We start from the raw sequence: 14,999 nt of genomic DNA on the forward strand, positions 1-14,999 counted from the left end.
AGAAAATGACAGATCAAGAATATATGAGGATTGCCCTGCAGTTAGCAGAAGGAACATCAGGACAAACAAGTCCAAATCCTATGGTTGGTGCTGTTGTTGTAAAAGATGGAAACATCGTTGGTATGGGGGCTCATTTACGAGCTGGTGAAGAACACGCAGAAGTTCATGCCCTTCAAATGGCTGGTCAGAACGCCAAAGACGCTACCGTTTATGTAACACTGGAACCGTGTAGCCACTTTGGAAAAACACCACCTTGCTGTGAATTGCTCATCGAAAGAGGAGTTAAGCGTGTTGTAATTGCTACTCTCGATTGTAATCCGCTCGTTTCTGGTAACGGAAAAAGAAGATTAGAGGAAGCTAGAATTGAAGTAACTACCGGTGTTCTTGAAGCAGAAGCAGTTTTATTAAATCGCTACTTTTTTCACTACATGAAAACGAAACGCCCTTTTGTAACAATCAAAACAGCGATGAGCTTAGATGGAAAAACAGCAACTGTAACTGGTGAAAGTAAGTGGATTACAGGTGAACAAGCACGTGCTGATGTTCACCAATATCGCCATACACATGATGCAATTCTTGTTGGAGTGAATACAGTTATAGCTGATAATCCTCATTTAACAACAAGAATTCCAAATGGTGGGAAACATCCTATTCGCGTTATTTTAGATACCCATTTACGAACGCCACCATCTTCTCATGTCATAACAGATGGTTTAGCACCGACGTGGATTATTGTCGGTAAGGATGTAAAGAAAGAGAAGATATCTTCTTATGAATCTAAAAATATAGCTATATTCCAAACGGAAACGAAGTATATAGAAATCGAAGACCTTCTTTCCTTTCTTGGAGAGAAACAAATTCTTTCTCTATTCGTTGAAGGTGGCCAATCGATTCATGCAAGTTTCTTAAAAACAAACAATTTTAATGAAATTGTAACCTATATAAGTCCGAAATTAATTGGTGGGAAAGATGCTCCTACTTTATTTGGAGGAAATGGTTTTTCAAAATTACAAGATGCGCTTTCCTTGAAAATTCAAGAGATGAAACAAATTGGTGATGATATAAAAATCGTTGCGAATGCCCGAAACGAGGTGACGAAATGTTTACAGGAATTGTAGAAGAATTAGGAACGATAGCAAACATGCAACAAAGCGGAGAAGCGATGAAATTAACGATTCATGCAAACAAAATTTTATCAGATGTTCACTTAGGTGATAGTATCGCTGTTAACGGCATTTGCTTAACTGTAACAAGCTTTACAACTACTTCATTTACAGTTGATGCAATGCCTGAAACGATGCAGTCGACATCACTTCGCATGCTTAAACCGCACTCTAAAGTAAATTTAGAGCGAGCAATGGCTGCAAATGGACGATTCGGTGGACATTTCGTTTCAGGACATATTGATGGCATCGGAACGATTTTAAATAAAAAACAACATTACAATGCCGTCTATTACAAAATAGCAATTTCTGATGAACTGCTGCGCTATTGTTTGCAGAAAGGGTCCATTGCTGTTGATGGAACGAGTTTAACGATATTTGATATAGACGAATCTTCCATAACGATTTCACTCATCCCGCACACAGTAAGCGAGTCTGTCATTGGAGAAAAAAATGCCGGAGATATCGTAAACATTGAGTGTGACATGATTGGTAAATATATCGAACGCTTTATTACTAAACCTACAAAACGAGTAGGTTCAATGACTGAAAGCTTTTTACAAGAAAACGGATTTCTATAAGGGGGAAGCACAATGTTTCATCGTATTGAAGAAGCTCTAGAAGATTTAAAACAAGGTAAAGTCGTTATCGTATGTGATGATGAAAACCGAGAAAATGAAGGCGATTTTATTGCTTTAGCAGAGTACATTACACCAGAAACAATTAATTTTATGATTACACATGGCCGTGGTCTCGTTTGTGTACCGATTACAGCAGGGTACGCAGAACGTCTACAATTAGAACCAATGGTATCTCATAATACAGATTCACATCATACTGCGTTTACAGTGAGCATTGACCATGTTTCTACAACAACAGGGATTAGCGCTCACGAACGTGCAACTACGATACAAGAATTGTTAAACCCCGCATCAAAAGGCGCTGATTTCAATCGACCTGGACATATCTTTCCATTAATTGCGAAAGAAGGCGGTGTCCTGCGTCGTGCAGGTCATACAGAAGCTGCTGTTGATTTAGCAAAGCTATGCGGTGCCGAACCAGCTGGAGTTATTTGCGAAATTATAAATGAGGACGGCACGATGGCACGTGTACCTGATTTAATAGAATGTGCAAAACAATTTGATATAAAAATGATTACAATAGAAGATTTAATTGCTTATCGCCGCCATCATGAAACACTTGTGACGAGAGAAGTGGAAATTACATTACCTACAGATTTCGGTACTTTCCACGCAATTGGCTATTCTAACTCATTAGATACGAAAGAACATATCGCACTTGTAAAAGGTGATATTTCAACAGGTGAACCGGTACTTGTACGTGTTCATTCTGAATGCTTAACAGGAGATGTATTCGGTTCACATCGCTGCGATTGCGGACCACAACTCCATGCAGCACTTGCTCAAATTGAGCGTGAAGGAAAAGGTGTTCTTCTTTATATGAGACAAGAAGGAAGAGGCATTGGGCTTCTTAATAAGCTTCGCGCTTATAAATTACAAGAAGAAGGATTCGATACTGTAGAAGCAAATGAAAAACTCGGCTTCCCTGCTGATCTTCGTGATTACGGTATCGGTGCTCAAATATTAAAAGATTTAGGTTTACAAAGCTTACGATTATTAACGAATAACCCAAGAAAAATTGCTGGCTTACAAGGTTACGATTTAGAAGTAGTCGAGCGTGTACCGTTGCAAATGCCGGCAAAAGAAGAAAATAAATCGTATTTACAAACGAAAGTAAATAAATTAGGACACTTACTAAACTTATAATTAAAGGAGAGATTTATTATGGTATTCGAAGGTCATTTAGTTGGTACAGGATTAAAAGTTGGAGTTGTTGTTGGACGTTTTAACGAATTTATTACAAGTAAGTTACTTGGCGGAGCTTTAGACGGATTAAAGCGTCACGGTGTAGAAGAAAGTGATATTGATGTTGCTTGGGTTCCTGGTGCATTTGAAATTCCTTTAATCGCTAAAAAGATGGCTAGTAGCGGAAAGTATGATGCTGTTATTACATTAGGTACTGTAATCCGAGGTGCTACAACACACTACGATTACGTTTGTAATGAGGTAGCAAAAGGTGTTGCGTCTTTATCACTACAAATGGACATCCCAGTTATTTTCGGCGTATTAACGACAGAAACAATTGAACAAGCGATTGAACGCGCAGGTACGAAAGCTGGTAATAAAGGATATGAATCAGCTGTTGCTGCAATTGAAATGGCTCACTTATCAAAACAATGGACATAAAAAAAAGAGGCTGCGGCCTCTTTTTATTTTTTCACCTTTTTTTGTACATCTTTTATTAATTCATTCATCGTTTTTCCTTCTGTTTTTATATGAAGAGCTTGTGCTGTTCTCCATACATTCTCTCTTTTTTTCGCTTCTTCTATAATAGTAATTTCTTTTCTAACTTCCTTTAAATCTTTTCCTTCCGTTTTCAATCCAAAATGTTCAGCTTTCGTTCGAAAGTGTTGTTCGATTCTTTGTTGCATCTCTTTTTGTTCAGGATTTTCAGCAGCCTTAACTGGATCAGAACTTATTGCTTTTATTAAAATTAAACAAGTCATAATCGCTAATATGTATTTGTACATGTAAAATCCTCCAACCCAATATAAATTACATATTTACTATGTACAACTAGGGCTTGGAAAATTCGTCCACAAAAATTCTTTTTTTCGCTCAAAAACCAATAATATCAAGCGTTCACAACTATTTATTACATTTTATTTACAAAAAAAGCAAACCCTTTTACAAGTTTGCTTTTTCATCTATCTTATAATGCACATTCTTCAATCTCAAATCCTAAATCTGCAATCATACCCCAGTCCGCAGTCGGCTCTTGTCCAGCTGTCGTTAAGTAGTCCCCGACAAAAATAGAATTTGCTGCAAATAAACCGATTGGCTGTACAGAACGTAAATTGATTTCACGTCCTCCTGAAATACGAATTTCTTTTGTTGGGTTTACAAAACGCATCATTGCAAGTACTTTTAAACATTCTACTGGCGTTAACTCTTTTTGCCCTTCAAGAGGTGTCCCCTTTACAGCAACAAGGAAATTACAAGGGATAGAATCTGCATCTATACGTTGTAATTCAAATGCAATTTCAGCACGCTCTTCAATTGTTTCTCCCATGCCAAAAATTGCTCCAGAGCATGGTGAAATACCAGCTTGTTTTGCTTTTTGAACTGTATCAACACGATCATCATACGTATGAGTTGAACAAATACTATCGTAATTATTTGCATGTGTATTTAAGTTGTGATTATAACGGTGCACGCCTGCTTCCGCTAAACGTCCTGCTTGATCTTCATTTAAGAAACCTAAACAACAACAAATCTTCAAGTCTGTCGTTTCACGAATTTCCTTAACTGCTCCAATTACGTGATTTACCTCTTTATCCGTTGGACGACGACCAGACGCTACAATACAATATGTACCTGCTTTACGGCGTATTGCTTCATGTGCCCCTTCTACAATCTTCTCCTGCGTTAACCATGCATATTTATCAATTGGTGCTTCTGAAATAATAGACTGTGAGCAATATCCACAATCTTCAGGACATAATCCAGATTTCGTATTAATAATCATATTCAATTTTACTTTCTTACCAAAGTGATGATGGCGAATAATGTAAGCTGCATTCATAATTTCTAAAACTTCTGTATCATCAGCTTCTAATATCGCTATTGCATCTTCTTTCGTAATCATTTTCTCTTCCACTACGTCGTATGCAAGTTTTTTCCAATCCCTTTTTGTTTGTACTTGTTTCATTTCATCTCTTCCCCTCTTTTGTTATGTGTATAAATAAAGCATGATACGTTGCCATTATCCCTTCATTTCCCGTGAAGTCTCTTTCGTATATGCGTAGCATCGCACGAAAGAGTGAGGGACTTTGACAATATGATCCTTCATTGCTATTAGTTGCTCCTACTTTTCGAATAGAATGCAGAAACTCCTTAACTTCTGTAAAACTCTCTATGTAACATGTTTCAGAAACATGCACATCCCCTGTTTCTATCTTACATATATGAAGCAACTGATCTTTTGAATAAAAACGTTGACCAATCGATGTTTCATTTTTTATATTTCTTTCTTCTTTCGCACGTTGGAACGAAGCATGCAATTCTTGAAATGTTTCATGTCCAAACGTTGAAAAGAGTAATATCCCATCTATAGACAAATGTTGAAATAAATTTCTTAACACTTGTTGTAAATTATTTAACCATTGAAATGTAGCATTTGAAATAATGACATCATATGATTCTTCTAATCGTAATTGCTCAATATCTTCACAGTGAAACGTTACATTTTTTACATTTTGTTTAGTTTGCGCAATCGCAATCATACTTTCAGCAAAATCAACTGCTGTAATATGTGCTTTCGGAAATAACTTTGATAATTGCTCTGTTACATACCCCGTCCCGCATCCCAGTTCTAAAATACGTATTGATGCCGTTTCACTATATCGTTCCTTTAAGATTGAAAGTAATGAATGTGCCATCTTTTTTTGTACATTTGCATATCGATCGTAAGATACGGCTGCCCCATTAAACCGTTTTTGTAGTAACGTTTTGTTGATCATGTCGTATCCCCTCTACAAATTGAATTATCTCATTTGCACAATATTCAAAATTCGTTACACATAATGCATGCCCTGCTTCACTTACTACTTTCAGCTCGCTGCTGCTATTCTCCGTCATACTACGTGCCGCAGACAATGGGCATATTACATCCTGTTCTCCGTGAATAAGTAGTATAGGTACTTTAATTTCTTTTAGTTCTTCTCTCATATCTGTTTCTATTAAATAATCCAAACCTAGTTGTAAAGACTGAATAGAATCACCTTTAAAACGGTCTACAATGTCTTCAAAGTTTTTATTCCCTTTTAGCTCATCTTTCGTAAACATATTTTCATAAAAACGCTTGAGCGTATCCTCTCTCCTTCTCGCCAAATTCCTTTTCAGCCGTTCTACATGCAAAGCATTCCATCCATTACTATAGTCGCTCGTATTTGTAAATTTAGCAGTCCCACCAATTAATACGATGCCTTTTGCCTGAATCTTTTTATAAGCTTCAACTGCTGCTAACGCTCCTAGTGACCATCCAACTAAAATTACGTTGTCGTTATGCGCTACATCTATAATTCGTTCCGCAAATTCACTTCGTTCTTTCACATTACGCCAATCTACGCATTCAACAGGATATCCTTTAAAATACGGAAGTACTAAATCCCAAATATTCTCTTCCATTCCCCATCCGGGGATAAAAATAATCTTTAGCTCGTTCATACGAAAATCTCCTCTTCTTTCGCAATGTGAATAATTCGGTCAATAGCCCATTTTAAATCAGCTATTGTATGTTGCGATGTAACTGCAAAGCGAATTCGAGAACTATGAACCGGCACAGTTGGCGGACGAATTGCAATGGCCGCAATCCCTACCTCTTGCAACCTTTTACTAAATCGTAAAGCATGTTCATTTGAACCGACTACAATCGGTACAATATGAGTTGAACTATTCCCAATATCAAAACCAGCATCCCTTAATTTAGTTCTGAAGTATTCTCCGTTTGCTATAAGGTTCTCTCTTCTTTCGTTATCTTCTTTTACAATTTCAATTGCTTTTTGCACTGCTCCTAACGTACTTGGTGGTAAAGCTGTAGTAAAAATAAAGCTTCTCATCATATTTTGTAAATACTCTATATAAATTTCATCACCTGTCAAATACGCACCATAACACCCTAAAGCCTTGCTAAACGTCCCCATATGTATATCAATTTTTTGAGCAAGATTTTTTTCTATATGAGATAACCCAGCTCCGCCGATTCCATATATTCCACTCGCATGTGCTTCATCGACTATAATGATTGCCCCGTATTTCTCTTTCAGCTGTACTAAATCTCTCAAATACGCAGTATCACCATCCATACTAAAAACGGTATCTGTTACGATTAATTTTCTGCTTTCAGGCGAAGCCATTTTCAACAGCTTCTCTAAATGATCCAAATCATTATGACGATACCTTTTATGCTCTGCCCCGCTTAATATGATTCCATCAACAATACTTGCGTGATTTAACTTGTCACTAAAAACAATATCGTGCCGAGAGGCCAAAGAAGATATGGCACCTATATTTGCCGTATACCCACTATTTACAATTAAAGCTCTTTCAGTACCTTTCCAGTCACATATGATTCTCTCAACCTCTTCATATAATGGATGATTTCCTACAACGAGACGAGAGGCAGTCGCTCCAGTTCCATATCTTTTTGTACAGGCAATAGCAGCTTCTTTTAACCTTTCATCTCCAGCTAACCCTAAATAATTATTTGACGCTAAATTTAACATCCTTTTTTTATCTCGAATAAGCCAAGTCTCTTCTGCCTTCTCTGTTACATGCAAATCACGATACTGCCCTTGCTCATGTAATTGTTGTAATTTACATTGAAGGTGCGCCCGCCACGTTTGATTCATTTTGGATAAACTCCTCTAATTTTGAAATCATAATATGTTCTTTTGCAGATTCTAATACTTCTTCTTTCGTAAACTCACCTTCAAAGAATGGTAATAATCCTAAAACTGGTACCCCGCTCAGCTCTTCAATCATCTCTTTATTTTCTTGCACTCTTTCCATTTCACATTCTTTGCAACCTGATAAAATGACACCCGCTACGGTTAAGCCATGCGCCTTTGCATAAGCAATCGTTAACACTGTATGATTTACTGTTCCTAATGTAGGACGAGCTACTACAATAAGAGGCAACTGTAATTCTTTTGCAAAATCAATTACTAAAGCATCTTCTGTATATGGGACAGCAAGCCCACCTGCCCCTTCTACAAATAAGCTATTAAACTCTTTTAATAGTTCATTATAGTAATCAGTAATTTCTTTTAACTTTACTACTCTTCCAGCTCTTTTCATGGCAAGTCTCGGAGCAAGTGGTGCTTCAATAGAATAAGGGCAAATTTCATTTTCTTGTGTCGGCACACCTGATAATGCTTTTAACCTTGCCGCATCTCCCTCAGGGTTTGATGCAACATGCCCACTTTGCAACGGTTTATATACTCCGATGTTATATCCCAATTCTCTAAATACACCGGCTAATGCACCGGCAACGACAGTTTTCCCCACTTCAGTATCTGTTGCTGTTATAAAAAAACCGCGCATTATTCTCCCTCCGTAACATCCGAGATTGCTTTATACAAAATACGTAACATATCATCAATCTCCTCAATTGTAGAAGCAAGAGGTGGCATAAATACAATCGTATTACCGAGCGGTCGCAAGATCATACCCAGCTCTCTTGCGCGTTTACATACTTGAACACCGACTCTTTCTGTCCAGTCAAACGCTTCTTTCGTTTCCTTATTCTTCACAAGCTCAATACCAACCATTAATCCGCACTGACGAATATCACCTACATGTTTATACGCAAAGAGCTTTTCTAATTGCGCTGCCACATAATCCGTTTTATGTGCCACTTCTTCTATTAAATTTGTTTTTTCGTATAGCTCTAAATTCGCGATTGCTACGGCACACCCTAACGGATTGCCTGTGTAGCTATGTCCATGGAAAAATGTTTTTTGTTCTTCATATTCTCCTAAGAAGGCATTATATATTTCATCCGTCGTTACCGTAACTGCAATTGGTAAATATCCACCTGTTAAACCTTTCCCAGCAGTTAAAATGTCTGGCGTCACATTTTCATGTTCACACGCAAACATTTTCCCTGTACGCCCAAATCCAGTCGCTACCTCATCTGTAATAAATAATACATTGTACTTAGTACATAAATCGCGCAGTCCTTTTAAATATCCTTTTGGCATTGTAATCATCCCGCCAGCACCTTGCATTAATGGCTCCACAATGATGGCAGCTACTTCTTCATGCTTTTCTTTCAACAATTCTTCCATTTCTTCTAAATGGCTTTTTACAATTTCCTCCCTATTATTTCCGTAAGGAGAACGATATGTATATGGATACGGCATTTTAATCGCATCAAATAAGAGCGAACTATACACTTGGTGAAACAAGTCTATTGCTCCTACCGAAACAGCTCCAATTGTATCACCGTGATATGCTTCTTTTAATGTAACGAATCTTTGTTTCTTTCGTTTCCCTTTATGCTGCCAATATTGGAAAGCCATCTTAATTGCAATTTCAACAGCGGTAGAACCTGAATCAGAATAGAATACCTTCTTCAATCCATCTGGTACAACCTCAATAATTTTTTCTGCTAATAAAATAGATGGAACGTTAGCAAGTCCTAACATAGTAGAATGAGCAATTTTATTTAATTGCTCACGAATTGCTTCATCTAATTCCGGTACTTGATGTCCGTGAACATTTAACCATATAGATGAAACACCATCCCAATATTCATTACCATTTACATCGTATAGCTTTCTTCCCTCTCCACGTTCAATAATGACAGGATCTTCTTCTAAATAATCTTTCATTTGTGTAAATGGGTGCCATACGTAAGCTTTATTTTTCTCTGCTAATTCTTCATATGTATAAGATGATTTTTCAATCGTTTTACTATTTATTGTCACAATTGTCACCCCTAATGTTAACTTGTTTATAAATACAGTTAACATTAAATCTGAATGACTGTCAATTATTTTAAAATCAAATAGTTCTTAAAAAAGAACAACTTATCATACGATAAGTTGTTCTACTTTCCATGCTGTATCTTTCCAATTTCTAAAATAATTTCTTCATCTTTTTTCCACTCTGTATCAATTCCAAGTTGCTTAGCGTGCTCAATTAATAAATCATGACGCTTCTCAAACCTAGCGGTATTTACTTCTTTCGTAATCTCTTCTTTTGTTTTTCCCTCTGTAGAAACTCCTAGTTTCTCTGCTGTTTTTTCCATTGATTTCTTCTCTTCTATTTCTTTTACTTTCTTCACTTCTGATTGTTGTATTTGCTTTTGTTTCAGCTGCTCTGATTCAGCCGCAAAAGCTGTGTAAATTCCAGCACTTCCTCCAATAACTAATAAAGTGGTAAAAAGAATTATTTTTTTCTTCACTCTTTCCTCCCCCTTTCAAATTCATTATAACGTACATTTTTACAGCATTAAAAACAATTATCCTTTATTTCCCTAAAAAAACATTTAATATTTTTATTGACATGTAAGATGAAAATATGATAAAAATTTAACTAACATCATATGAATCGGCGTTGATAGGATTTAGTAGTATTTCGATTTCTGATTTCAGAGAGCTGGTGGTCGGTGCGAACCAGTACAGAGCGAATTATGAATTACCCCCTGGAGCTTCTTTTACGAAACGTGAGGAGTAGTGAAAGACGGTTATAGACCGTTATGTCTAAAGAGTGGTGAAACGACACTGTTTCACAATTTAGGGTGGTACCGCGAATTTTTCGTCCCTGCATATATTGCAGGGGCGTTTTTTATTTTATAAGCGCATATCATATGACCCTTTATTTTGTGATACATTCATTTCACAAGCTAGGGTGGTACCGCGATTTCTTCGTCCCTGCATAATTATATGCAGGGACGTTTTTTTATCCAATTATTTCCGTATCATATAGAAGAACAAACAATTACCGGTAATTTGTCACAAAATTCTAAAATTTAGAAGGAAATATACAATATTGGCGAATTTTATATAAAAAAGAGCTATTTCATATTACTTAGGAGGGGAAAACAATGGTTTCAAAAATTGAGTCTGTTCTTTTAACAATTTTTATCTTTTTCTGTATTGGTTTTAGTGTTATTCAATTAGAAGTTTCACCACACATCCCAATTTTATTTGGTATCGTTCTTTTATTAGCATTTGGATTCTTGAAGAGAATCTCTTGGTCTACTATGGAGAAAGGGATGATTAGTAGTATTTCAGCTGGTATTCCATCTATATTTATTTTCTTACTTGTAGGCGTATTAATTAGCGTTTGGATCGCAGCTGGAACTATTCCGACTTTAATGGTATACGGCTTCCAACTTGTATCTCCAAAAATTTTCGTTCCAACTGTTTTTGTTGTTTGTGCAATTGTTGGAACGAGTATCGGTAGTGCTTTTACAACTGCTGCAACTGTAGGACTTGCCTTTATGGGAATGGGTACTGCCCTTGGATACGATCCAGCTCTTATTGCTGGTGCAATTATTTCTGGTGCATTCTTCGGAGATAAAATGTCTCCTTTATCTGATACAACAAACTTAGCGCCTGCTGTAACGGGTGTAGATTTATTTGAACATATTCGTAACATGCTTTGGACAACAGTGCCAGCTTTCATTATTGCTTTTATCGCATTTTTCATTTTAGGAAGCGGATCTGATGGAAACGTTGATTTCTCAGCATTTATTAACACATTAGAAAAAAATGCAACGATTTCTATCGTTACACTTATTCCTATTTTATTACTGTTCCTATTCGCATTTAAAAAGGTACCTGCAGTTCCAACATTACTTGCAGGAATTGTGGTAGGGATTATTATTCTCTTTATTTTTAAACCTAGCACTTCTTTAGCTGATTTAATAAAAATTATGCAAGACGGTTACGTTTCTAAAACTGGTATCAAAGATATTGATAGCTTATTATCTCGCGGTGGCCTGCAAAGTATGATGATGTCAATTGCTCTTATTTTTCTAGCTCTTTGTATGGGAGGATTATTACAAGGAATGGGTATTATAGCGCAGCTGATGAATATTATCTCTAGCTTCGTAAAAACTAGTACACGCTTAATTATTTCTACTGCTTCAACTGCAATTGGTGTAAACTTCTTACTCGGTGAGCAGTACTTATCCATCGTTTTAACAGGACAAGCATTTGCTAATAAATACGATGAAGTCGGTTTAGAACGTCGTAATTTATCACGAGTATTAGAAGATGCTGGTACAGTAATTAATCCACTCGTACCATGGGGTGTAAGTGGCGTATTCTTAACAAACGTTCTTAGCGTTCCAACATTCGATTACCTGCCATACGCAATCTTCTGTTTAGCGTGTCCAGTCGTAACCATTATCGTCGGCTTTACTGGATTCGGTCTTTCATGGAAAAAAGAAAAAGCAGTACCAGTTTCATAATATAACAAAAAGGATTACCAAATCGGTAATCCTTTTTATATTTCTCGACTATCTATTCGCTTTCTTTTTTCTAAATAACATAAGTAATCCCGCTCCAACAAACGCAAGACCAGCTCCAATTGTAGAAGCAATACTTGCACCTGTTTTCGGTAAATCACGTTCATCTTTTTCAGCTTCTTTATTTTCACTTACAGTTGTTGTTGTTTCTTTTGTATTTTGATCATCTGTTGTAGTTTGTCCAGATCCAGTATTGTTTCCATCTTGTTTTGGTTCATTACCATTATTACCTTCTTCTGTTGGTGGTGTTGGGTTTTCTCCATTACCTGTTGGCGGTGTTGTTGGATTTTCTCCCCCACCTGTTGGCGGTGTCGTCGGATTTTCTCCACCACCTGTTGGCGGTGTCGTTGGATTTCCTTCACCAGTTTCTTTATCATCATTTTTCTTCGTTATATCAATTGCATATTTCGCAAATTCATTTTCAGATGGTCCAACATATGACATCTTTCCATCTTTCTTTATATACTTTTGTGCATTTGGTGAAGAATCAAATGTTGTATTTAATTTATCTGCAACAATCGGTTTAAATGTCCAATTTTGATCAGCTGCTGGATCAATATCTTTTATTTTTTGCATATACTTCACAATGATTTGACGTGTTTCATCTTGTGATTGGTATACAACTTCCCCTTTACTTACACCTGGGAACGTTTGGCTACTTCCACGATAGTTATTTGTAGCGACGATGAACTCTTGCTTGTCAGCTACTAGCTTACCTTCATATGTCATATTTACAATACGATTAGCATTTGCATTTACAACTTTTCCATCTTTATCGTATTTCGCCGGTTGTGTTACATCAATTTCGTATTTTAAGCCATCTAAAATATCGAAGTTATATGTAGGATAGCCTATATTTACTAATGGCTGTTCTTCTGTTTTCTTTGGATCAATTGTATTAAACTGACCTGCAGACATTTCAAGCCATTCTTTCACTTGTGCCCCATTTACTTTTACAGCATATAACGTATTTGGATACACGTATAAATCTGCAACGTTTTTAATTGCTAACGTTCCAGCTGGAATATCCGTATAATATGTAGCACCGTTTCGGCCACCTGCTTTAAATGGTGCGCCTGCAGATAAAACCGGAATATCTTTAATCTTTTCGTACTCTGGTTTTTTAAGTTCTTGTTCTACATACCATTTTTGCGCATTTGTCACAATTTGTACGGAAGGATCATCTTGTACTAATGAAAAATAACTATTAATTGGTGCTTTCGTTTCACCTACAGGTGTATTTACATAGTCGATTGTCGCTTGATGCTCATCTTTAATTTCATTAACTAATTTTTGATCAGATTCTACTAATGGGGTACCTTTACTATTAGCAATCGGGCGAAGTTGTGGCTTAGATTGATCTTTTTGTACTTCCCATTTTCCGTTTACCTTTTTCAATTGCATATCAATAATACCTAAGTTACTACCAAAAACACCAGGCATTACAACTGGAACACCATTAAATACATCCTTCACTTCAGTATGTGAATGTCCCATTAATACTGCATCTACGCCAGGAACTTGTGTTGCTAAATGATATGATGCATTTTCCATTCCTTCGTTGTATCCACTCTTATCAACACCTGAATGCGCTAGTGCAACGACAATATCTGCATGTTCCTCATTTTTCAGTTTCGGTACTAATTTATTCGCTGTTTTGACAATATCTTTCGCTTTTACTTTTCCTTCTAAATTTGCCTTATCCCAGTTCATAACTTGAGGTGGGACAAATCCTATTACACCAATTTTTACTATTTGTTTTTGGCCTGCTTCATCCACTACTTCTTTCTCTAAAATATGATATGGTTTAAAATAATTTTCATCGTTCGCTTCATTATTATCATGATCATCTTTATAAACATTCGAGTTAATAACCGGGAATTCCGTTTTACTAATTACTTTGTTTAAATAGTCTAAGCCGTAGTTAAATTCATGATTCCCAAGAGAGATGACGTCATACTTCATTAAATTCATTACACGATATAATGGATGTGTATAACTAGGATCCACAGGATTCTTCGGATCTTTTATTTTATTTGCTACATAATCTCCAAGCGGTGTCCCTTGTAATGCATCTCCATCATCAAATAGGACAGAGTTTTTCGCTTCTTCACGTGCTTTATTAACGAGTGTTGCAGTTTGCACGAGACCTACTTTATTATCTGTTTTCGTTTGATAATAATCGTAATTCATTAAGTTAACGTGAATATCTGATGTTTCTAGAATTCGTAAGTTAACTGTACTCTCCCCAGTGTTCTCATCTGCATGAGCTGTTGTTGGCATTACTTGCGGTGCTATAACACCAATCGCAAGAGTTGCTCCAGCTAGCATTTTTTTTGACTTTTTCACAAAAAATCCCCCTTATACAATTACCAGAAATAATGAAATGAATCCCTATCTGTCTCTAACCACATACCTTTTTTCTTCTATTAGAGACACAATTTTCATTTCACCCTGCGCTAACGAGTAGTCCCCTTAAACGCCCGATTGATGAAGACTATTAATTAATAGGAAATAAAGCTCCCACTCATTAAAGTTTCACCTTATCTGACATTATCATATATAAAGTTCTTTCCTATCGTCAATATTTTTTGACAAACTTCAACAAATTTTCTGTAAAGTTATTATAAACTTTTCATAAACATATAATATGCCCTTACATTGCTAATACTGCTGAATATGATACAATTACCAATTACAAGGAGGATG

At 36.4% G+C, this 14,999-nt stretch carries 14 protein-coding genes and 1 other annotated feature; of the genes, 5 read left to right on the forward strand and 9 right to left on the reverse strand.

Features of this window, described 5'->3' with window-relative positions; all coding sequences use genetic code 11:
• Nucleotides 1-5 precede the first annotated feature (5 nt).
• The 4 genes from ribD to ribH are packed head-to-tail and all read left to right on the forward strand — an operon-like array spanning nucleotide 6 to nucleotide 3,430.
• Nucleotides 6-1,118 (forward strand): bifunctional diaminohydroxyphosphoribosylaminopyrimidine deaminase/5-amino-6-(5-phosphoribosylamino)uracil reductase RibD, encoded by a 1,113-nt coding sequence (ribD, locus tag MHB52_RS21345; protein WP_061663471.1) that lies wholly within the window; start codon nucleotides 6-8, stop codon nucleotides 1,116-1,118.
• The gene (gene ribE / locus MHB52_RS21350) at nucleotides 1,100-1,744 is read left to right on the forward strand and encodes a riboflavin synthase subunit alpha (protein ID WP_000493915.1); all 645 of its coding nucleotides are present in this window, start codon (nucleotides 1,100-1,102) and stop codon (nucleotides 1,742-1,744) included. Before ribD ends, ribE begins: the two co-directional genes overlap by 19 nt.
• Nucleotides 1,745-1,756: 12 nt before the next feature.
• Nucleotides 1,757-2,950 (forward strand): bifunctional 3,4-dihydroxy-2-butanone 4-phosphate synthase/GTP cyclohydrolase II, encoded by a 1,194-nt coding sequence (gene ribBA / locus MHB52_RS21355; protein ID WP_000468983.1) that lies wholly within the window; start codon nucleotides 1,757-1,759, stop codon nucleotides 2,948-2,950.
• A gap of 18 nt (nucleotides 2,951-2,968) precedes the next feature.
• Nucleotides 2,969-3,430 (forward strand): 6,7-dimethyl-8-ribityllumazine synthase, encoded by a 462-nt coding sequence (ribH, locus tag MHB52_RS21360; RefSeq protein WP_061663470.1) that lies wholly within the window; start codon nucleotides 2,969-2,971, stop codon nucleotides 3,428-3,430.
• Between the two features lie 23 nt (nucleotides 3,431-3,453).
• Here ribH and MHB52_RS21365 read toward each other — a convergent pair whose 3' ends face one another.
• The 8 genes from MHB52_RS21365 to MHB52_RS21400 all read right to left on the reverse strand — a co-directional run bounded on the left by MHB52_RS21365 (nucleotide 3,454) and on the right by MHB52_RS21400 (nucleotide 10,217).
• Entirely contained in the window at nucleotides 3,454-3,774 is a 321-nt protein-coding gene (locus MHB52_RS21365) for a hypothetical protein (protein ID WP_000280032.1), read from the reverse strand.
• 182 nt (nucleotides 3,775-3,956) lie between these two features.
• Nucleotides 3,957-4,955, reverse strand: coding sequence for a biotin synthase (gene bioB / locus MHB52_RS21370; protein WP_000815856.1), 999 nt, complete (start codon nucleotides 4,953-4,955; stop codon nucleotides 3,957-3,959).
• Between the two features lies 1 nt (nucleotide 4,956).
• Entirely contained in the window at nucleotides 4,957-5,766 is an 810-nt protein-coding gene (bioC, locus tag MHB52_RS21375; protein WP_000608903.1) for a malonyl-ACP O-methyltransferase BioC, read from the reverse strand.
• Nucleotides 5,732-6,472 (reverse strand): alpha/beta fold hydrolase, encoded by a 741-nt coding sequence (locus MHB52_RS21380; protein ID WP_001004164.1) that lies wholly within the window; start codon nucleotides 6,470-6,472, stop codon nucleotides 5,732-5,734. The genes bioC and MHB52_RS21380 overlap by 35 nt, the downstream gene beginning before the upstream one ends.
• Nucleotides 6,469-7,656, reverse strand: coding sequence for an 8-amino-7-oxononanoate synthase (gene bioF / locus MHB52_RS21385; RefSeq protein WP_061663469.1), 1,188 nt, complete (start codon nucleotides 7,654-7,656; stop codon nucleotides 6,469-6,471). The genes MHB52_RS21380 and bioF overlap by 4 nt, the downstream gene beginning before the upstream one ends.
• Complete coding sequence (gene bioD, locus MHB52_RS21390; RefSeq protein ID WP_001213931.1) at nucleotides 7,622-8,350, reverse strand: dethiobiotin synthase; 729 nt, start codon at nucleotides 8,348-8,350, stop codon at nucleotides 7,622-7,624. The genes bioF and bioD overlap by 35 nt, the downstream gene beginning before the upstream one ends.
• Nucleotides 8,350-9,783 carry an adenosylmethionine--8-amino-7-oxononanoate transaminase gene (gene bioA, locus MHB52_RS21395; protein ID WP_016118593.1) on the reverse strand — a complete coding sequence of 478 codons (1,434 nt, stop codon included), beginning with the start codon at nucleotides 9,781-9,783 and terminating at the stop codon, nucleotides 8,350-8,352. The genes bioD and bioA overlap by 1 nt, the downstream gene beginning before the upstream one ends.
• A gap of 77 nt (nucleotides 9,784-9,860) precedes the next feature.
• Nucleotides 9,861-10,217, reverse strand: a complete 357-nt coding sequence (locus tag MHB52_RS21400; protein WP_061663468.1) for a hypothetical protein — start codon at nucleotides 10,215-10,217, stop codon at nucleotides 9,861-9,863.
• A 143-nt stretch (nucleotides 10,218-10,360) separates the two neighbouring features.
• Nucleotides 10,361-10,581, forward strand: a binding site (T-box leader).
• Between the two features lie 278 nt (nucleotides 10,582-10,859).
• On the opposite strand from MHB52_RS21400, the gene nhaC reads away from it, so the two are divergent.
• The gene (gene nhaC, locus MHB52_RS21405; RefSeq protein WP_016118595.1) at nucleotides 10,860-12,233 is read left to right on the forward strand and encodes a Na+/H+ antiporter NhaC; all 1,374 of its coding nucleotides are present in this window, start codon (nucleotides 10,860-10,862) and stop codon (nucleotides 12,231-12,233) included.
• A 48-nt stretch (nucleotides 12,234-12,281) separates the two neighbouring features.
• On the opposite strand, the gene cpdB is transcribed toward nhaC, so the two are convergent.
• Nucleotides 12,282-14,639, reverse strand: a complete 2,358-nt coding sequence (gene cpdB / locus MHB52_RS21410) for a bifunctional 2',3'-cyclic-nucleotide 2'-phosphodiesterase/3'-nucleotidase (RefSeq protein ID WP_061663467.1) — start codon at nucleotides 14,637-14,639, stop codon at nucleotides 12,282-12,284.
• Nucleotides 14,640-14,999 lie beyond the last annotated feature (360 nt).

Source organism: Bacillus sp. FSL K6-0073 (assembly GCF_038006085.1).
GTDB lineage: Bacteria > Bacillota > Bacilli > Bacillales > Bacillaceae_G > Bacillus_A > Bacillus_A cereus.

What these genes read in the sequence shown, in the direction of transcription:
- ribD (WP_061663471.1), top strand. Translation starts at nt 6, where the DNA reads ATGACAGATCAAGAATATATGAGGATTGCCCTGCAGTTAGCAGAAGGA.
- ribE (WP_000493915.1), top strand. Translation starts at nt 1,100, where the DNA reads ATGTTTACAGGAATTGTAGAAGAATTAGGAACGATAGCAAACATGCAA.
- ribBA (WP_000468983.1), top strand. Translation starts at nt 1,757, where the DNA reads ATGTTTCATCGTATTGAAGAAGCTCTAGAAGATTTAAAACAAGGTAAA.
- ribH (WP_061663470.1), top strand. Translation starts at nt 2,969, where the DNA reads ATGGTATTCGAAGGTCATTTAGTTGGTACAGGATTAAAAGTTGGAGTT.
- MHB52_RS21365 (WP_000280032.1), bottom strand. Translation starts at nt 3,774, where the DNA reads ATGTACAAATACATATTAGCGATTATGACTTGTTTAATTTTAATAAAA.
- bioB (WP_000815856.1), bottom strand. Translation starts at nt 4,955, where the DNA reads ATGAAACAAGTACAAACAAAAAGGGATTGGAAAAAACTTGCATACGAC.
- bioC (WP_000608903.1), bottom strand. Translation starts at nt 5,766, where the DNA reads ATGATCAACAAAACGTTACTACAAAAACGGTTTAATGGGGCAGCCGTA.
- MHB52_RS21380 (WP_001004164.1), bottom strand. Translation starts at nt 6,472, where the DNA reads ATGAACGAGCTAAAGATTATTTTTATCCCCGGATGGGGAATGGAAGAG.
- bioF (WP_061663469.1), bottom strand. Translation starts at nt 7,656, where the DNA reads ATGAATCAAACGTGGCGGGCGCACCTTCAATGTAAATTACAACAATTA.
- bioD (WP_001213931.1), bottom strand. Translation starts at nt 8,350, where the DNA reads ATGCGCGGTTTTTTTATAACAGCAACAGATACTGAAGTGGGGAAAACT.
- bioA (WP_016118593.1), bottom strand. Translation starts at nt 9,783, where the DNA reads ATGTTAACTGTATTTATAAACAAGTTAACATTAGGGGTGACAATTGTG.
- nhaC (WP_016118595.1), top strand. Translation starts at nt 10,860, where the DNA reads ATGGTTTCAAAAATTGAGTCTGTTCTTTTAACAATTTTTATCTTTTTC.